General features: G+C 67.6%; 16 protein-coding genes. 11 read left to right on the forward strand and 5 right to left on the reverse strand.

Going from position 1 to position 18,959, the window contains the following annotated elements; genetic code table 11:
• Positions 1-71: 71 nt before the first annotated feature.
• Positions 72-788, reverse strand: coding sequence for a GAP family protein (locus tag A5688_RS22650; protein ID WP_067836488.1), 717 nt, complete (start codon positions 786-788; stop codon positions 72-74).
• A 333-nt stretch (positions 789-1,121) separates the two neighbouring features.
• On the opposite strand from A5688_RS22650, the gene A5688_RS22655 reads away from it, so the two are divergent.
• On the forward strand, positions 1,122-2,540 hold the full coding sequence (locus tag A5688_RS22655) for a condensation domain-containing protein (protein ID WP_067836511.1): 1,419 nt from the start codon (positions 1,122-1,124) through the stop codon (positions 2,538-2,540).
• Here the strand turns inward: A5688_RS22655 and A5688_RS22660 are convergent.
• Both A5688_RS22660 and A5688_RS22665 read right to left on the reverse strand, forming a co-directional pair.
• Complete coding sequence (locus A5688_RS22660) at positions 2,537-2,869, reverse strand: hypothetical protein (protein WP_067836486.1); 333 nt, start codon at positions 2,867-2,869, stop codon at positions 2,537-2,539. The two genes, A5688_RS22655 and A5688_RS22660, sit on opposite strands and share 4 nt — an antisense overlap.
• Positions 2,866-4,416 carry an MBL fold metallo-hydrolase gene (locus A5688_RS22665; RefSeq protein ID WP_067836483.1) on the reverse strand — a complete coding sequence of 517 codons (1,551 nt, stop codon included), beginning with the start codon at positions 4,414-4,416 and terminating at the stop codon, positions 2,866-2,868. Before A5688_RS22665 ends, A5688_RS22660 begins: the two co-directional genes overlap by 4 nt.
• Before the next feature lie 200 nt (positions 4,417-4,616).
• On the opposite strand from A5688_RS22665, the gene A5688_RS22670 reads away from it, so the two are divergent.
• From A5688_RS22670 to A5688_RS22685, 4 genes are read left to right on the forward strand one after another with little or no spacing between them, the layout of a single operon-like run.
• On the forward strand, positions 4,617-5,384 hold the full coding sequence (locus A5688_RS22670; protein ID WP_067836480.1) for a lysophospholipid acyltransferase family protein: 768 nt from the start codon (positions 4,617-4,619) through the stop codon (positions 5,382-5,384).
• Positions 5,385-5,390: 6 nt separating this feature from the next.
• Positions 5,391-6,146: a lysophospholipid acyltransferase family protein gene (locus A5688_RS22675; RefSeq protein ID WP_067836477.1), complete on the forward strand. Its 756-nt coding sequence runs from the start codon at positions 5,391-5,393 to the stop codon at positions 6,144-6,146.
• 14 nt (positions 6,147-6,160) lie between these two features.
• Positions 6,161-6,946, forward strand: coding sequence for a lysophospholipid acyltransferase family protein (locus A5688_RS22680; protein WP_067836475.1), 786 nt, complete (start codon positions 6,161-6,163; stop codon positions 6,944-6,946).
• A 34-nt stretch (positions 6,947-6,980) separates the two neighbouring features.
• Positions 6,981-7,796, forward strand: coding sequence for a Cof-type HAD-IIB family hydrolase (locus A5688_RS22685; protein ID WP_067836473.1), 816 nt, complete (start codon positions 6,981-6,983; stop codon positions 7,794-7,796).
• A gap of 33 nt (positions 7,797-7,829) precedes the next feature.
• On the opposite strand, the gene A5688_RS22690 is transcribed toward A5688_RS22685, so the two are convergent.
• Complete coding sequence (locus A5688_RS22690; RefSeq protein ID WP_431739732.1) at positions 7,830-9,467, reverse strand: N-acetylmuramoyl-L-alanine amidase; 1,638 nt, start codon at positions 9,465-9,467, stop codon at positions 7,830-7,832.
• Between the two features lie 128 nt (positions 9,468-9,595).
• Positions 9,596-10,642 carry a PirG gene (locus A5688_RS27465; protein WP_207546725.1) on the reverse strand — a complete coding sequence of 349 codons (1,047 nt, stop codon included), beginning with the start codon at positions 10,640-10,642 and terminating at the stop codon, positions 9,596-9,598.
• Positions 10,643-10,895: 253 nt separating this feature from the next.
• Here A5688_RS27465 and glf point away from each other — a divergent pair, with 253 nt between their 5' ends.
• From glf to ag85A, 6 genes are all read left to right on the forward strand, one after another.
• Positions 10,896-12,104: a UDP-galactopyranose mutase gene (gene glf / locus A5688_RS22700; RefSeq protein ID WP_067836465.1), complete on the forward strand. Its 1,209-nt coding sequence runs from the start codon at positions 10,896-10,898 to the stop codon at positions 12,102-12,104.
• Positions 12,105-12,187: 83 nt separating this feature from the next.
• Positions 12,188-14,074 carry a glycosyltransferase gene (locus tag A5688_RS22705; RefSeq protein WP_067836462.1) on the forward strand — a complete coding sequence of 629 codons (1,887 nt, stop codon included), beginning with the start codon at positions 12,188-12,190 and terminating at the stop codon, positions 14,072-14,074.
• Positions 14,067-14,615 carry a phosphatase PAP2 family protein gene (locus A5688_RS22710; RefSeq protein ID WP_082955164.1) on the forward strand — a complete coding sequence of 183 codons (549 nt, stop codon included), beginning with the start codon at positions 14,067-14,069 and terminating at the stop codon, positions 14,613-14,615. Before A5688_RS22705 ends, A5688_RS22710 begins: the two co-directional genes overlap by 8 nt.
• On the forward strand, positions 14,608-15,516 hold the full coding sequence (locus A5688_RS22715; protein ID WP_067836458.1) for a decaprenyl-phosphate phosphoribosyltransferase: 909 nt from the start codon (positions 14,608-14,610) through the stop codon (positions 15,514-15,516). The genes A5688_RS22710 and A5688_RS22715 overlap by 8 nt, the downstream gene beginning before the upstream one ends.
• The gene (gene aftB, locus A5688_RS22720; RefSeq protein WP_278184220.1) at positions 15,503-17,476 is read left to right on the forward strand and encodes a terminal beta-(1->2)-arabinofuranosyltransferase; all 1,974 of its coding nucleotides are present in this window, start codon (positions 15,503-15,505) and stop codon (positions 17,474-17,476) included. Before A5688_RS22715 ends, aftB begins: the two co-directional genes overlap by 14 nt.
• A 338-nt stretch (positions 17,477-17,814) precedes the next feature.
• Positions 17,815-18,858, forward strand: a complete 1,044-nt coding sequence (ag85A, locus tag A5688_RS22725) for a diacylglycerol acyltransferase/mycolyltransferase Ag85A (RefSeq protein WP_067836451.1) — start codon at positions 17,815-17,817, stop codon at positions 18,856-18,858.
• The last annotated feature ends 101 nt before the right edge of the window (positions 18,859-18,959 follow it).

An 18,959-nucleotide genomic window follows, 5' to 3' on the forward strand; every position in this document is an offset into this window, starting at 1 on the left:
ACAATTCGCGCCACCTGCCTTGGTCGACAGATTGGAGTTGATGGCAGCTCAGGGGAGAAGCTTACCGCGACCTAACCGCCGGTCAACCCAAGCGCGAGCATGGCGACGCCGCCGGCCGCGATCAACGCGGCGATGTCGCGCTGGGTACGGGAACGCAGCCAGGTTTGCAGCGCAACCATCAAGGCGCGGGTCCGCCGGGGCGCGAGCAGGTAGCCGACAAGTGGGATCTCCACCACCGTGAACGCCACCAGGTTGTACGCCACAACGGCCTGAACCTGACTGACGGCGCCGGCGTGGGAAGCGAGAATGGCGGCCAGCGCCGCCATGTAGTTGGCCGACGGCAGCGCGGCCCCGATCCCGCTGACCCACGCCACGCGAAGTGAGTCGCCCCGCAGGAAAACGCGGGCACGGCCGGCAAGTTTCGCCAGGCCATGAGGCGGTGTCCGGTCCAGCAGAACAGTTCCGCCGCCGTTGAATCCGGTGGTCGCCCCAGCCCGGCGGACGGGCTTGCGCCGCAGCGAGTCTGTGGCGAGTGTGGCGGCGACCAGCACAGCCGCCAGGCCGGCGGCGACCTGCACCTGCGCCACGCTGACCCGTTCGACCATCGGTGCGGACCGCAGAACGAACAGCACGACCAGCCCGACACCCGAACCGATTGTGAGTCCGCCGCAAAGGAACACAAGCAGCTGCAGGAGCGGGCGTCTCCTGCCCAGCAGCAGTACCGCCAAGCTGAGCCGGACCGGCTCAAGAATCACCGAGCCCGCCAGTATCAGCACGGTGAGCCACATGCTGGGCAACCGTACTCCACCCCGGCGCATCCGGGTCGTTACCGACGCAGACGCGGTGACGACCGCCGCCGATTCACCGAAAGCACGGTAAAGAACCAGGATTTCGTAATGTCTCGTTCATTTCCGCGCAATGCACGGGCCGGGCGTTTTGGTGGTGCGCACGCCCACCCCATCCGTTATGCTGACCATTCCGGGACAGCGGGGCGTGCCGATTTGGTCCGTCGTTACCGACTTCCCCGCAACGGATTTCGTGCAATGCGACCGCGGCTGGTCGCAAGGTAGGTTTGGTGGCGGGCGACCTGGCCGAACAGCGCGGAGGTGCAGACGCATTCGATGTTTGGCATAACGACGCTCCGCGACTGGATTCCCGACCCCGGCCCCGTGATCTGTTGGCACGCAACACCCGCGGCAAACGCCAAAGCGCGCGAAGCGCCAGTCAGTTCCGTGCCACCCAGCTACCAGCAAGCTCAACACCTGCGCCGGTACAGCGATCACCGCGCGCGCGGCCTGGACATGTCGCGGCTGATGATCTTCACCTGGGACGTCCCCGGTCGCTGCGACGTCCGCGCCATGAATTACGCGATCAACGCGCACGTTCGCCGGCACGACACGTACCACAGCTGGTTCGAGTGTGAAGATGCCGAGCAGATCGTGCGCCACACCATGGCCGACCCGGCCGATATCGAGCTTGCTCCGATCGAGCACGGCGACATGACGCCGAGAGATCTACGCGATCACATCTCGACGCCGCACCCGCTGCAGTGGGACTGCTTCTTGTTCGGCGTTGTTCAGGGCGGCGACCATTTCACCTTTTATGCGAGCATCGCTCATCTTTGCGTCGACCCGATGATCGTGGGCGTGCTGTTCAGCGAGATCCATTTGATGTACGCGGCCCTGGTGGGCGGCGACGCACCCATCGAGCTGCCGGAAGCGGGGCGCTACGGCGACTACTGCGAGCGTCAGCGCGTGGAGATGAGCGCCCTGACGCTGGACTCCCCGGAGGTAAAGGGATGGATCGACTTCGCCGCCGACAACGAGGGGACCCTGCCGCACTTCCCGTTGCCGCTGGGTGACCTGTCGGTCCCCTATGCCGGCCGGCTTGTCACCGAGACGCTGTTGGACGAGCGCGAGACCGACCGCTTCGAGGACGCCTGCGTCGCGGCCGGTGCGCGTTTCAGCGGAGGGGTGTTCGGCTGCGCGGCCCTCACCCAACACCAATTGACAGGTGCCGAAGGGTTTTCCGTCGTCACGACGACCGACACCCGCAGGACGCCGACCGAACTGATGACGACGGGCTGGTTCACCGGCTTGGTCCCCGTGAGCGTCCCCGACGCCGCAGGACATTTCGACGATGCGGCGCGCTGCGCGCAAGCGTCCTTCGATTCCGGCATCGAGCTGGCGACCGTGCCGTTTGACCGCGTCCTGGAATTGGCGCCGCCGGAGGTGGGCCTGGGCAGGCCGCGGCCCGGCAACTTCGTCATGTCGTTCCTGGATGCCAGCATCGCCCCGTTGTCGTGTGTTGCCAACTCCGACTTGAACTTCCGCATCTATGACGAGGGACGGGTGTCCCATCAGGTGTCGATGTGGGTGACCCGGCTCCAGCGGGAAACCAAGGTTACGGTGTTGTTCCCGGACAACGCGATCGCCGGCGAGTCCATTACCGCCTACCTCGCGGCCATGAAATCCACCTATGCCCGCGTGGCCAACGGCAGACGCAGCAGCCGCCCGTTCGCCCAGTCGCGCGCTTCCTAACCGCGCCGGCTGAGCAGGTCGTCCAGCAGGGCGGTGAACTCGTCCGGTCGCGACGGCGTGAAGGCCGGGCTGGGCCGGACGCCGGGCACGTCTAAGGTGATCAACGTCGATTTGAGCGGCCGGCTGATGTCCAGCGGCAGCCAGCGACGAAAGTCCGAGCTGCCCCAGATCCGGAATCGTTGGGTGAACAAGCCCAACCCCTCGGCTTTGTATCCGCGGATCGCGTCGAGCGCGATCACCTTCGACGTGCCCGAAGGGAAGTGGTAGCGGCGCAACGTGATCGCCGCACGATCCAGTTGGACCAGTCCGTCATCGTAGGATGCGTTCACGCCCGTGAACTCCGCAGTTGATGGCCCTTCGCGGTCAGGCACCGCCCGTCGTCCAGCCGCCACTGCCACCCGTGCAGGTTGCAGGTCAGTGTGTTCCCTTCGACCACACCGAATTTCGACAGGTCGGCTTTGAGATGCGGGCAGCGGCGCTGCATCTCCCAGCCGTCCAGCGTGACCGACGCCGAGTCGTCGTGGGTCTCGGCGAACCAGCCGTCGGCGTACGCGATCCGTTCGTCGGTCAGACACTTGAAGAACGTGTAGAGGTACTCGTTGTAGCCGCCGACCCGCCAGGCCCTGAATCGGGTCGACAAGAAGATGGTGTTGACCCAGTCCGGTTCGCGATCGCGCAACACGGTGCGAACCAGCTCCGGTGCGATCGCGAATCCGTACCGAACCCGTTCATCCGGAATCCGTTCCCGCACCGCCCGTTTGGGGAAGTCCAGGATCACGGTCTCCGGCCCGAGCACCAGTTCGACGGGGTAACCGATGCCATCGCAGATCTCGTCGCTTTGCGACATGATCGGCTCGAACAGGGCGCGCAGCGGCTCCAGCAGCGGCTCGCCGGTCGCGGGGGCCCAGCCCGCCCGCTGCGCGGCGACCACCGGCGCCATCCGCTCGGCGTACTCGGCGATGTAGTCGGCCTTGCCCGTGGTGAAGATGGCCTCGACCTGGTCGGTGGGCAACGGGTGGGTCAGCGAATGCAGGGTGGAGCCGGTGAAATCGGCGGTCGAGCCGGGGATCATCAGCAGGCCGCCGTCGTTGCCGTGGCTGCGCATCTGATCCAGGAAGACCATCTGGTCGGGGAAGATGTTGGCCGGATCCGCGTGGTCGTCGTTGAGGTGGCGTAACTCCGGATCCAGGAAGCAGGGCGGGCCCGCCGACGGGACCACCCACGTCGCCCCGACCTGGGCGAGGTACTGGCGGGCGCGGTCCATCTGCCGTTGCCGCTTCTGGACGCCGAACGACTCCTTGGCGCGGGCCGGCATGTCGTAGACCATCGGGTACCAGATGGCTCCGGAATACTGCAGCAGGTGCACATCGATGTGGCCGAACTCGGAGGCCAGCACGTCCAGATCCACCGGCCGGGCGTCGTTCATGTTGAAAACCGTTGTCGCGCCGTCGGAAACCACCAGCGCGGAATCGCCGATCGGGCCGTCGGCCGGCGCCCGCAGGGCGATGATCATGACGTCGAGATCGCCCTTTGGGCCACCGAGCCGATGCTTGACCGAGTTGCTGGTTTCGAAGAAGCGGTGAAAACCGAGCTTCTGCAACTCATTTCGCAGGTCGGGCACCGGGAAGTCCGGCAGCAGCACCACCGCGTCCTTATTCACGTGCTCGGCCAGATTCTGCGCGTCGAAATGGTCCTTGTGCAGGTGCGACACGTACAGGTAGTCGCAGGCACCGAGCTCGTCCCAGTCCAACGCGCTGTTGTCCGGGAACGGGAACCAGGACGCGAAGTAGGCGGGATTGACCCACGGGTCGCAAAGAATGCTGCCCGCTTGGGTCTGGATCAGAAATCCGGCGTGGCCGACGCTGGTGACCTGCACTGATACCTTCCTGGGGCCGGGTAGAAGGCCTTCGAAAGGCTTCGGCGGCCTGGGCCGGGGGTGACGGCTTTTTCAGCCCCCGAGCTTAGCGCGGGCCGACCCCGTCGGCCCGTCGCCCGCGTCCGGAAGAAATGCGGGCGCGCGGCGGGATCTCCGGCTGTGGGGGCGGCGCGCGGCGGGGAGCATTAGGCTGAAGTGCTGTGGAGCCGGTTTACGGGACTGTCATTCAGCTTGCCCGCCTGGTGTGGCGTCTCCAGGGGCTGAAAATCACCGTCACCGGTGTGGAGAACCTGCCGAAAAGCGGTGGTGCGGTCATTGCGATCAACCACACCGGCTACCTGGACTTCACCTTCGCGGGACTGCCGGCCTACAAGCAGGGCCTGGGCCGCAAGGTGCGGTTCATGGCCAAGCAGGAGGTTTTCGACAACAAGATCACCGGCCCGATCATGCGCAGCCTGCGGCACATCTCGGTGAATCGGCAGGACGGCGCCGCCTCCTTCGAAGCCGCCGTCCGGAACCTGAAGGACGGCGAGTTGGTCGGCGTCTACCCCGAAGCCACGATCAGCCGCAGCTTCGAGATCAAGGAATTCAAGTCGGGTGCCGCGCGGATGGCGGTCGAGGCCGGGGTGCCGATCGTGCCCGTGATCGTCTGGGGTGCCCAGCGGATTTGGACCAAGGATCATCCGAAAAAGCTGTGGCGTCCCAAGGTTCCGATCATTGTGCTGGTCGGCGAACCGATCGCGCCCACCCTGGCCATCGAGGAACTGAAGGGGCTGCTGCACTCGCGCATGCAGCATCTGCTGGAACGCGCGCAGGAAATGTACGGGCCTCACCCCGCCGGGGAGTTCTGGGTGCCACACCGGCTGGGCGGGGGAGCCCCGTCCCTGGCGGACGCGGCCCGGCTGGAGGCCGAGGAGGCGGCGGCCCGGGCGGCTCGGCGGGCACGGTCCGCAGGGGCGCCGGAGTAGTGATCGATGGTGGAGCCGACCTTCCGCGCTTTGGAACTGCTGGCCCATTTGGCGGTGAAGGCCACCGGCACCAGGATCACCTACAGCGGTGAGGAGCAGATCCCCGAGCGGGGCGGCGCCGTGGTGGCGATCAACCACACCAGCTATGTCGATTTCCTACCGGCCGCGCTGGCCGTATACCGCCGGGGACGCCGGCTGCGGTTCATGATCAAAGCCGAGATGCAGCAGGTCAAGCCCGTCAATTTCCTGATCAAGCACACCCGGACCATCCCGGTGGACCGCGGCGCCGGGGCGGGTGCCTACGCGGTCGCGGTGCAGCGGCTGCGCGAAGGCGAGCTGGTCGGGGTATATCCCGAAGCCACGATCAGCCGCAGCTTCGAGCTCAAGGAGTTCAAGAGCGGTGCCGCGCGGATGGCCACCGAGGCGGAAGTCCCGATCGTGCCCGTGATCGTCTGGGGAGCGCAACGAATCTGGACCAAGGATCACCCGCGGAATGTGGGCCGCGCCAAGATACCCATTACTGTGCAGGTGGGCGCGCCGTTATCGGCGCGCGAAGACATCGCGCAGACCGACGCCGCCCTGCGCGACGTGATGACCACGCTGCTGCACCGGGCGCAACAGCACGAGCCGGGCGAGCCCGGAGCGTATTGGATGCCGCACCGGCTGGGCGGCGGTGCGCCCACCCCGGCGGAGGCCGCTCGCATTGAGGCCACCGAGGCGGCGGCCCGGTCGGCCAAAAGGGCCGAGCGCCCGCCGCAGTAGGCGAAGGAGAGGACATGCCCGAGGGGTTCTACCGGTTGGCGGAATGGATTGTTCCGCCGATGGTCGCGATGCAGGGGACCAAGTTCACCTATCACGGCCTGGAGAACATTCCCGCGCGGGGCGGCGCCCTGCTGGCCCAGAACCACACCAGCTACCTGGACTGGCTTCCGACGCTGATGGCCGTCCGCGAGTGCCACCGGCGCGCGTACTTCATGATCAAGGCGGAGATGGCCGACGTGAAGGCGGTCAACTACGTCATCAATCACGCCCGGCTGATCCCGGTGGATCGCAGGTCGGGACACGACGCCCTCGATGTGGCCGTGCAGCGCATGCGCGAGGGCGAGCTGATCGGGATGCATCCCGAGGCCACCATCAGCCGCAGTTTCGAACTGCGGGAGTTCAAGACGGGGGCGGCGCGCATGGCGCTGGACGCTCGGGTGCCGATCGTTCCGATCGTCGTGTGGGGCGCTCACCGGATCTGGCCCAAGGACCATCCCAAGAAGGTGTTCCGCAACAAGGTTCCGATCACGGTGGCGGCCGGGCAGCCGTTGCCGCCGCGGGGCACGCCCGAGGAACTCAACATGATGTTGCGTTCGGCGATGAACGACCTGCTGTACCGGGTGCAGGAGGAATACCCGCACCCGAAAGACGAATTCTGGGTGCCGCGGCGGCTGGGCGGCAGCGCGCCCACCCAGGAGGATTCCCGGGCCATCCGGTTGTCGGAGTTGCAGGAGCGGATGCAGAGGTACGGGACCGACGGCGTCACGCGACCGGGGCAGAGCCAGAGCGGGCTGCATTGAGCGGTTCGGTCAGCCGCGAGGGCGGGCGGTTTCGATGACCCTGCCGGCGCTCATCGCCTGCGACGTCGACGGCACCCTGTTCGACGACGACGAGAAGATCTTGCCGCGCACCCGCGATGCGATCCACGCCGCCATAGCCGGGGGTGCGCGGTTCGTGGTGGCGACCGGCCGCCCGCCGCGCTGGATACGTCCCGTCGTCGACGCGCTGGGTTTCGCACCAATCTCGGTGTGCGCCAACGGCGCCGTGATCTATGACGCCGCGACCGACCGGGTGGTGTCGACCCGCACGCTGGGCGTCGACACGCTGGCCGAGCTGGCGGAGCTGGCGACCCGCGTCATCCCCGGCGCGGGGCTGGCCGTCGAGCGGATCGGCGACAGCGCGCACGACACGGCGACACCGCAGTTCGTCAGCTCGCCGGGTTACGAGCATGCCTGGCTGAACCCGGACAACACCGAGGTTTCGATCCAGGATCTGCTCAGCGCCCCGGCGATCAAGCTGCTCATCCGCAAAACCGGAGCGCGCAGCGCCGACATGGCGGCCAAACTGGCCAAGCACGTCGGCATCGAGGGCGACATCACCTACTCCACCGATAACGGCCTGATCGAGATCGTCCCGCTGGGGATCAGCAAGGCCACCGGAATCGACGAGATCGCACGGCCGTTGGAGATCGCTTCCGAGGAGGTGGTGGCGTTCGGCGACATGCCCAACGACCTGCCGATGCTGCGGTGGGCCGGGCATGGCGTGGCGATGGGCAATGCCCATCCCGAGGTGCAGGCGGCCGCCGACGAGGTCACCGCCGCCAACAACGACGACGGGGTGGGCCGGGTGCTGGAACGCTGGTGGCTTTAGCGGCGCGACGCAATCGGCCGTAGCGGCGCAATCCTACGTGGGTGTGGGGTGCGACGGCAGCGAGAAGTGCTCAGCCGGAACCGTTGGGCCGCTGGGGGATTCGGTCGTCAGCGGAGTCGTGATCCCGTCGACGACCTCGGTGACGTTTCCGGTCAACCGCTCGTAGTTCAGCGTGCCATGCTGAAAGTTCTGCGTAATCTGCAGCGGCTCTTGTATTTCCGCGCTGGTCGGCAACCCGAGCGGCCCACGTTCATAGCTCTGCGAGCCCCAGGCGTCATAGATGGCGCCGGTGACCGGCTGCGCCCCGGTCTCGGGTGACCAGTACATCGCACCCCGAACGAACGTGACGAAGCGGGCGTCGCCTTCCGCGCTGTCTTCCGGCGACGTCGGCGCGCCCAGCACGCTGCTCATCCCGCCGATCGCCTGCCAGTGGTCATAGATCGCGCCGCCCTCCAATGCCTTGAGCAGTTCCTCCGGCGGATCGTTGACATGCGATGCGATATCCCGCATTTCGTCCATCAGCGCGTAGGCGGCGTTGCCCGGGCAATCCGTGTTCCCGACGTCGCGGTGGGTGAAGATGGTCGGCAACGTCGCGACGGAGCCGGCGGGAAAGGTGGTGTAGTGGCTGCCGGCCGACTCCAGTTGCACCGTGCCCTTGGGGTCGACGCCGTCCAGGCCCAGCCGCCAGCCGAGCAGCCGGCCGACGGTCCTGAGCTGGATCGGCGTGGGGGGCACGTCGTCGAAGTTGCCGATCATCGCCACACCCCAGGTGTTGCGGTTGAATCCGCCGGTGTGGAAGGCCTCGACCGCTTTGGTGAGACCGCCGGCGCTGCCCTCGAACACCTGGCCGTACTTGTCCACCAGTGCGTTGTAGGCGATGTCGCACCAGCCCAGCGTCTTGCTGTGGTAGGTGTAAATGGCCTTGACGATCCCGGCCGATTCGAGCGGTGAATAGTCGTTGCTGCCCGCGGTGTGGTGAACGACGGCCGCGCGAATCCCGTTGTCGTACTGCGGGGTACCGCATCGCAGCGACTCGTCGGCGCCCCATTGCGCACGGCTGATGATGGGGGGAGCCTGGCCGGGCATCAGGACCCCGGCCGGTGGTGTCCAATGCGTTTCGGCCGGCGCCTGCGGCGGGGAGATGAGGACGGCCGAGATGTTCTGGCCGAAGGGTTGTTCCCTGGATGCCGGCTTGTAGCCCAGGTCGGTCTTCTCGCTCGGCGGCGCCGGCGGCGGTTGCGTCACCGGCGCGTCGAGCGGGCGGGTGACCGCGATCTGGACGGTCGTCGTGGTGCCGACGAACACCGGATCCGTGCCGCGGGGTCCCTCGAGCGACCCGGCCGTCGTCGCCCCGTCGGGCGCCGCGGTCTCGTATTCGGTCTGATACCAGGGGCCCCACGAACCGTCGGACCGTTTCGCGCGCACGCGGGTGGACGTGCCGGCCAAGTCGCCGGTCAAGGCGACCAGAGAGAACGGGGCGTCCTGACTGATCTCGCGAACCGTGACGCCGGCCCCCAACCCGACCAGCGGCTGCTCGGCGAGTTGGGTGCCGCGGGACGGCGGCGGGTTGGCAGTGCGCAATTCGCGTGTGGTGTCCGCCACCCACGAGACGAGGACGACGGTCGCCGCCATAGCGGTGAGCAACATCGTTGGCGCACGACTGCGGGACACCAGCTGATGTTACGTGTGTTTCTAATGTTATCTGTGAGACGACACGAACTGAGCCCGGGCGAATCTCCACAAAATCGACGGCACCGCAGAGATCCTGCGGTGCCGTCTTGTGGAGGGTTTGTAGGGGACTAGACCGGAGGCAGTGCCGGTACCGCACCGGCGGCCGCCGGCAACGCACCGGCCGCACCCGCGGCGGCGGGAAGAGCGCCCGCGGCCGCACCCGGCAGGGCGCCAGCGGCACCCGGCAGCGCACCCGCCGCGCCCGGAAGGGCACCCGCGGCGGCACCCGGGAGCGCACCGGCGGCACCCGGCAGGGCGCCCGCGGCACCCGCGCCGCCGTGCATGCCCTGCGTGATGGCCGGCATGACCAAGCCCTTGAGCAGGTCGATCGCCTGGCCCGCGCCCAGCTGGTTGGCGGCCTGCATCACGTCGTTGACCAGACCGCCGCTGCCGCCGGAGCTCGAACCGCCACCCAGGCCTGTACCGCCGCCGCCGATCGGCGACGCGTTACCGAAGGTCGACGGGTCGCCCAGGATCGGGTACGTGCCGCCGGCGCCGGGGTCCAACCCGGCCCCGGAGTCGATCGGCACCTCGCTCGGCGACAACGCCGGGCCGCCCAGGCCCGGGGTGACCCCGGCCGGGCTGGTCAGCCCGGGGTTGGAGAGCGCGGGGTTGAGGCCGGCACCCGGGGTCGCGACGCCGCCACCGGGGGTGGTCGGCAACGCGCCGGGCGCGGTGAGTCCCGGCGTCATGGGCGCCATACCGGGGCTGGTCAGGCCCGGGCTCGCCAAGCCGGGGCTGGTCAAACCGGGGCTGGCCAGGCCGGGGCTCGTCACACCCGGATTGGTCAGGCCCGTCGTCCCCAGCCCGGGCGTTCCGAGGCCCGGGGTGCCCAGGCCGGGAGCGCCGAGACCCGGCGTGCTGGTCGCACCCCCGGTCAAGGCGGGCACCGGGGGCATGTTGATCCCGAACTGCGACAACCCCTGCGACAGCGCCCCCATCAGCTCACCGGGCAGGTCGCTCATGACCGCGGCCTGTTTGAACTCGTGATGCTCGGGCGCCTTGGTGCCGGCGGTCGATTCGTAGACAAGGAAGTATGCGCAAGGACTCGCCACTGCCAGGGCGGCAACCGCGCTCATGGCTGTTGAGAGCTTGCGTCGGCGTCGGTTCGGCACGGAAGTCTCCTCTATCTGACTATGTGTTGTGTCGGCTCGTCCCACCGCTCCTTCCTGGTGGGAATCACACAAAGTCGATGGTACGAGTGGTGACCCTGTTACTAGAGTGGTGATATTGAATCGTGAGACAATTGCGACCCGGACTGTGATCGCGGATCCCAGGCGCCCCAACGCCCGTCGTCACAGGGCCGACGCCGCGGCATGGCCTCGCCAAATGAGTTAGGGCCACGCGGTCGGATACCCTAAGCAACCGATGACCGCTCGTTTCGATCTTTTCGTCGTCGGCTCTGGATTCTTCGGACTGACCATTGCCGAGCGCGTGGCTACCCAGCTCGGGAAGCGCGTCCTCGTCGTGGACCGCCGCCCGCACATCGGTGGCAACGCCTACTCAGAAGCCGAGCCCCACACCGGCATCGAGGTGCACAAGTACGGGGCCCACCTGTTCCACACCTCCAACAAGAGGGTCTGGGACTACGTGCGGCAGTTCACCGACTTCACCGACTACCGGCACCGCGTCTTCGCGATGCACAACGGGCAGGCCTACCAGTTCCCGATGGGACTGGGCCTGGTGTCGCAATTCTTCGGCAAGTACTTCACCCCGGCCGAAGCCCGCAAGCTCATTGCCGAGCAGGCCGCCGAGATCGACACTGCCGACGCGCAGAACCTCGAGGAGAAGGCGATCTCGCTGATCGGCCGGCCGCTCTACGAGGCCTTCGTCAAGGGGTACACGGCCAAGCAGTGGCAGACCGACCCCAAGGAGCTGCCGGCCGCCAACATCACCCGGCTCCCGGTCCGCTACACCTTCGACAACCGCTACTTCAGCGACACCTACGAGGGCCTGCCCGTCGACGGCTACACCGCCTGGCTGCGCAACATGGCCGCCGACGACCGCATCGAGGTCCGGCTGGACACGGACTGGTTCGACGTGCGCGACCAGCTGCGCGCGGACAGCCCCGAGGCGCCGGTCGTGTACACCGGACCGCTGGACCGCTACTTCGACTACGCCGAGGGCCGGCTGGGCTGGCGCACCCTCGACTTCGAACTCGAAGTGCTGCCCATCGGGGATTTCCAGGGCACGCCGGTGATGAACTACAACGACCCCGACGTGCCCTACACCCGCATCCACGAGTTCCGTCACTTCCACACCGAGCGCGACTATCCGACCGACAAGACCGTGATCATGCGGGAGTACTCGCGCTTCGCCGAAGACGACGACGAGCCCTACTATCCGATCAACACCGAGGCCGACCGCGCCCTGCTGGCCGCGTATCGGGCCAGGGCGAAGGCGGAAACCGCGTCGTCGAAGGTCCTGTTCGGCGGGCGGCTGGGCACCTACCAGTACCTGGATATGCACATGGCCATCGCCAGCGCGTTGAACATGTACGACAACGTCCTGGCGCCGCACCTGCGTGACGGCGCATCCCTGACCGAAGCCCAGAACAAAGAGGAAGGCGCGCGCTGATGCGCGCCACGACGATGCAGTGGGGGCACCCCCAGCCGCGCAGCGGCGAGGGGGACGACGCGATGAGAAGGAGTGGCGCCTAAATGAGTGCCGTGAGCCTGCTGTCCCGAATCATCCTGCCGCGGCCGGGCGAACCGCTCGACGTCCGCAAGCTGTACCTCGAGGAGTCGACGACCAACGCCCGGCGCGCGCATGCGACCAGCCGCACCTCGCTGGAGATCGGCAAAGAGTCCGAGGTGTCGTTCGCCACCTACTTCAACGCGTTCCCGGCCAGCTACTGGCGTCGCTGGACGACCTGCACGTCGGTGGCGCTGCGGGTGGAGCTGACCGGGACCGGACGCGTCGACATGTACCGGACCAAAGCCACCGGGGTGCGAATCTCGGTGGAGGGCCGCCAATTCGTCGGCACCGAGGATCAGCCGGCCGTCGTCGAGATCGAGGTGCCGCTCAAGCCGTTCGAGGACGGCGGCTGGATCTGGTTCGACATCACCACCGACACCGCGGTCACCCTGCGCAGTGGCGGCTGGTATGCGACGGAGCCCGCTCCGGGCGTGGCCAACATCGCCGTCGGCATCCCCACGTTCAACCGCCCCGCCGACTGCGTCAACGCGCTCGCCGACCTGACCGCAGATCCGTTGGTGGACGAGGTGATCGGCGCGGTCATCGTGCCGGATCAGGGCGTCCGCAAGGTGCGCGATCACCCGGATTTCGCGGCAGCGTCGGCGGGCCTGGGCGATCGGCTTTCCATTCACGACCAGCCCAACCTCGGCGGGTCCGGCGGCTACAGCCGGGTGATGTACGAGGCGCTGAAAAACACTGACTGCCAACAGATTTTGTTCATGGACGACGACATCCGCATCGAGCCGGACACGATCCTGCGGGTGTTGGCGATGAATCGCTTCGCCAAGAAGCCGACCCTGATCGGCGGCCAGATGCTCAACCTGCAGGAGCCGTCACACCTGCACATCATGGGCGAGGTCGTCAACCAGTCGAACTTCATGTGGACCGCCGCGCCGCACGCCGAATACGATCACAACTTCGCCGAATTCCCGTTGAACGACAAGAACGATCGCAGCGCGCTGCTGCACCGCCGCATCGACGTCGACTTCAACGGCTGGTGGACGTGCATGATCCCGCGGCAGGTCGCCGAAGAACTGGGTCAGCCGCTGCCGCTGTTCATCAAGTGGGACGACGCCGAATACGGTCTGCGCGCCGGCGAACACGGCTACCCGACGGTCACCCTGCCGGGCGCCGCGATCTGGCACATGGCCTGGAGCGACAAGGACGACGCCATCGACTGGCAGGCGTACTTCCACCTGCGCAACCGGCTGGTGGTCGCCGCGCTGCACTGGGATGGCGATATCACCGGCCTGGTCCGCAGCCACCTCAAGGCGACGCTGAAACACCTTGCGTGCCTGGAATATTCGACGGTCGCCATCCAGAACAGGGCCATCGACGACTTCCTCGCCGGCCCGGAGCACATCTTCTCGATCCTGGAATCGGCGCTGCCCGAAGTGCACCGGTTGCGCAAGGAATACCCGGACGCCGTCGTGCTGCCGGCGGCCAGCGAGCTGCCCAAGCCGCTGTACCAGAGCAAGGCGATGAAGCCGCCGGTGAACCCGGTGTCGATCAGCTACCGGCTGGCCCGCGGCATCCTGCACAACATGACCAAGGCCGACACGGAATCCCACAGCCGGCCCGAGTTCAACGTGCCCACCCAGGATGCGCGCTGGTTCCGGCTGTGCACGGTCGACGGCGTGACGGTCACGACGGCCGACGGCTGCGGCGTGGTCTACCGGCAGCGGGACCGGCGAAAGATGTTCTCGCTGTTGTTCAAATCGGTGCGCCGGCAGCGTCAGTTGCTCGCCCGGTTCGACGAGATGCGCCGGGTGTATCGCGACGCGCTGCCCGTGTTGTCCAGCAAGCAGAAGTGGGAGACGGCGTTGCTGCCAGCTGCGGAACATGCCTGAGGTCTCCTCTGCAGAGGCTCCGCGCGGCGAAGTGGCCGCGCTGGTCGCCGTCCAGGCGGCACTGGGCGATCAGCCCGGGGCGCTACCGGTGGCGCGCGCACTGTCGCACTTCGGCGAGCACAGCATCGGCTGGGTGGCCGTCGCCGCAATCGGTGCGGTGCTGTCACCGAAGCGTCGCTTCGAGTGGCTGATGGCCGGGGCCGGTGCGTTCGCCGCCCACGTCGCCGCCGTCGTCGTCAAGCGGATCGTGCGGCGCAAGCGGCCGCATGACCCTGCCGTCGTCGTGAACGTCGGCACGCCGAGCCGGCTGAGTTTCCCGTCGGCGCATGCCACCTCGACGACGGCCGCGGCGATCCTGATGGGGCGGGTCACCGGTCTGCCGCTGCCCGCCCTCTTGATTCCCCCGATGGCGTTGTCGCGGATGCTGCTGGGGGTGCACTATCCCAGCGACGTGGCCTGCGGCATCGCCCTCGGTGCCACCGTCGCGCGAGTCGCCGTGCGGCTTGAAGGCCGGGCGCGGAAGGTCTGGGCGAATGAGTGAGGACGTGGTGACCGGCCCCTCGGGCAACGTGGTGGCCGGCGTGATCAAGGCGATCCGCCCGCGGCAGTGGGTGAAGAACGTCCTGGTGCTGGCGGCGCCGGTGGCAGCGTTGGGCGGCCCGGTGCACTACAACTACGCTGACGTGCTGACCAAGGTGTCGGTGGCGTTCGTGGTGTTCTGCCTGGCGGCCTCGTCGATCTATCTGGTCAACGACGTGCGCGACGTCGATGCCGACCGCGAGCACCCCACCAAAAGATTCCGCCCGATCGCTGCGGGTGTAGTGCCGGAGTGGCTGGCCTACACCCTCGCAGTGGTTCTCGGGGCGGGCTCGCTGGGGATCGCCTGGTGGCTGACGCCGGACCTGGCGGTGGTGATGGCCGTCTACCTCGGCATGCAGCTTGCCTACTGCTTCGGTCTTAAACACCAAGCGGTGATGGACATCTGCATCGTGTCGTCGGCGTACCTGCTGCGCGCCATCGCGGGCGGCGCCGCCACCGGCATCCCGCTGTCGCAATGGTTCTTGCTGACGGCGGCGTTCGCGTCGCTGTTCATGGTGGCGGGCAAGCGCTACGCCGAGCTGCAGGTCGCCGAGCGCACCGGCGCCGCCATCCGCAAGTCCCTGGAGAGCTACACCAGCACCTATCTGCGGTTCGTCTGGACCATGTCGGCCACCGCGGTGGTGCTCTGCTACGGGCTGTGGGCGTTCGAGCGTGACCGCCACTCGGGGTCGTGGTTCGCGGTGTCGATGGTCCCGTTCACCATCGCGATCCTGCGCTACGCCGTCGACGTGGACGGCGGGCTGGCCGGCGAACCCGAAGACATCGCGCTGCGCGACCGGGTGCTGCAGCTGCTTTTCGTGGCGTGGATAGCGACGCTTGGAGCCGCCGTTGCCTTCGGTTAGCCCCGAACTGCAGGCCCTCAAAGCGCGCATGATGCGGAGCCGGCCGGTGACCAGGCGGGCCGGGTGGCCCATCTTTCCGTACACCACGATGGTGCGGGTCAGCCTGTGGATCGGCCTGGCGGTGGTGGCCGTCCTGTTCGGCTGGGGGAGTTGGCAGCGGCGGTGGATCGCCGATGACGGGCTGATCGTGTTGCGCACCGTGCGCAATCTGCTCGCCGGCAACGGACCCGTGTTCAACCAGGGCGAGCGGGTGGAGGCCAACACCTCCACGGCCTGGACCTACCTGATGTATGCCGGCAGCTGGGTCGGCGGCGCGCTGCGCATGGAGTACGTCGCGCTCGCGCTCGCCCTGACGCTCTCGGTGGTGGGCGTGGCGCTGCTGATGCTGGGCGCAGCGCGGTTGTACGCGCCGAGCCTGCGGGGCCGCAAGGCGATCATGTTGCCCGCCGGGGCGCTGGTGTACGTCGCTCTGCCGCCGGCGCGGGACTTCGCCACGTCCGGGCTGGAGAGCGGTTTGACGCTGGCCTATCTCGGACTGCTCTGGTGGATGATGGTCTGCTGGGCGCAGCCGGTGCGCAATCGCGCCGATAAGAACGTGTTCGCCGGCGCGCTGGCGTTCGTGGCCGGGTTCAGCGTCCTGGTCCGGCCCGACTTGGCGCTGATGGGTGGGCTGGCGCTGATCATGATGCTGATCGCGGCCCGGACCTGGCGCCGCCGGGTGCTGGTGGTGGTGGCCGGGGGTTTCCTGCCGGTGGCCTACGAGATCTTCCGGATGGGCTATTACGGCCTGCTCGTCCCGGGGACCGCCCTGGCTAAGGACGCGGCCGGGGACAAGTGGTCGCAGGGGATGATCTACCTGTCGAACTTCAACGCGCCCTACGCGGTGTGGATCCCCCTGGTGCTGCTCGTGCCGCTGGGCGTGCTGCTGTTCGCGGCCCGCCGACGGCCGTCCTTCCTGCGTCCCGCGCTGGCCCCCGACTACGGGCGGCTGGCCCGGGCGGTGCACAGCCCGCCCGCGGTGGTGGCGTGGGTGCTGTTCAGCGGTTTGCTGCAGGCCCTCTACTGGATTCGGCAGGGCGGCGACTTCATGCACGCCCGGGTGCTGCTGGCGCCGCTGTTCTGTCTACTGGCCCCGGTGGCCGTCATCCCGGTGGCCATCCCCGACGGCCAGGACTATTCACGCGAGACGGGTAACTGGGTGGCCGGCGCCGCCGGCGCGTTGTGGCTGGGCGTGGCCGGATGGGCGCTGTGGGCGGCGAATTCACCCGGGATGGGTGACGACGCCACCCACGTCACCTACACCGGGATCGTCGACGAACGCCGCTTCTATGCCCAGGCCACCGGTCACGCGCATCCGCTGACCGCCGCCGACTACCTGGGTTATCCGCGCATGGCGGCCATCCTGACCGCGCTGGACAACACGCCCGAAGGCGCGTTGCTGCTGCCGTCCGGCAACTACATCCAGTGGGACCTGGTGCCGCAGGCCCCGCCGGCGCCGGGCGACAAGTCTCCGCAAAAGCCGCAGCACGCAGTGTTTTTCACCAACCTCGGCATGGTCGGCATGAACGTCGGGCTCGACGTCAGGGTGATCGATCAGATCGGTTTGGCGAATCCGCTTGCGCAGCACACCGAACGGCTCAAGCACGGCCGCATTGGGCACGACAAGAACCTCTTCCCGGACTGGGTGATCGCCGACGGCCCCTGGGTGAAGCTGCCTCCGGGGATTCCGGGCTATCTGGACGCCCAGTGGGTCGCCCAGGCCGTCGCGGCGCTGCAATGCCCCGAGACGAAGGCGGTGCTCAGCTCGGTGCGCGCGCCGATGACCCCGCACCGATTCGTGTCCAACCTGGTGAACTCCTTCCAGTTCACCGGTTACCGGATCGACCGGGTGCCGCGCTACGAACTGGCCCGGTGCGGCCTGCCCGTGCCGCCGGGGCCACCGCCCCCGCCGCACGAGTAAGCGTCGCGCAGAAGAATTTTCGGCAGATTGCGGACGAATCACCTTCCGCGCGCCGCGAAAAAATGGCAGCAACATCACAATTGGCCTCTCACCAGGTACCAATGGCGGTTAAGCACATGCGAAAACACCGCCTTTTAGACACATGTTTGACTTGAAAACCGCTGGGTAGGAGGGCCGCTCGACGGTGGGCGCCGTCGCCTCGATGCGGCCGAACGATGCAAGGTGTGGTTGACTACACGGGCACTGCCGCGCTTGCGCGCAGGCAGTTCGACCCAATCAAGAAAGCGCCCGATCGGTGAACTGCGCCGAAAGGCCGCAAGAAGGATGAGGAAGCAAGGATGACGCTTGTCGACAGATTGCGCGGCGCCGTGGCGGGAATGCCGCGCCGGCTCGTCGTGGCGGCCGCAGGTGCGGCGCTGCTCTCGGGCCTGATTGGCGCCGTCGGAGGCTCGGCGACCGCCGGGGCCTTCTCGCGCCCGGGTCTGCCGGTGGAGTACCTGCAGGTTCCGTCCGCGGGAATGGGCCGCGACATCAAGGTTCAGTTCCAGAGCGGTGGCCCGAACTCGCCCGCGTTGTACCTGCTCGACGGTATGCGTGCGCAGGACGACTTCAACGGCTGGGACATCAACACCCCGGCGTTCGAGTGGTACAACCAGTCCGGCATCTCGGTCGCCATGCCCGTCGGTGGCCAGTCCAGCTTCTACTCCGACTGGTACAAGCCCGCCTGCGGTAAGGCCGGCTGCACCACCTACAAGTGGGAAACCTTCCTGACCAGCGAGCTGCCGGCGTACCTGAACAGCGAGAAGCAGGTCAAGCCGACCGGCAGCGCCGTCGTCGGTCTGTCGATGGCCGGATCGTCGGCGCTGATCCTGGCCGCCTACCACCCGCAGCAGTTCGTCTACGCCGGCTCGCTGTCGGCGCTGCTGGACCCGTCGCAGGGCATGGGTCCGTCGCTGATCGGCCTGGCCATGGGTGACGCCGGTGGTTACAAGACCGCCGACATGTGGGGTCCGAAGGAGGACCCGGCGTGGGCGCGCAACGACCCGTCGCTGCAGGTCGGCAAGCTGGTCGCCAACAACACCCGCATCTGGGTGTACTGCGGTAACGGCAAGCCGTCCGACCTCGGTGGCGACAACCTGCCCGCGAAGTTCCTGGAGGGCTTCGTGCGGACCAGCAACCTGAAGTTCCAGGACGCGTACAAGGCCGCCGGCGGCAACAACGCCGTGTGGAACTTCGACGCCAACGGCACCCACGACTGGCCCTACTGGGGCGCGCAGCTGCAGGCGATGAAGCCTGACCTGCAGTCGGTGCTGGGCGCCACCCCGGGCGCGGGTCCGGCCACGGCCGCCACCGCCAACGCGGGTAACGGCCAGGGCACCTAACCACACCACGCATGACGACCAGCGGCGGAAACCCCGAGGGGTTTCCGCCGCCAGTCGTTTGCGGCCCGTGTGACGTGTTTCACTACCCGGCGGTCGGGGGA

This window comes from Mycobacterium mantenii (assembly GCF_001667865.1).
GTDB lineage: Bacteria > Actinomycetota > Actinomycetes > Mycobacteriales > Mycobacteriaceae > Mycobacterium > Mycobacterium mantenii_A.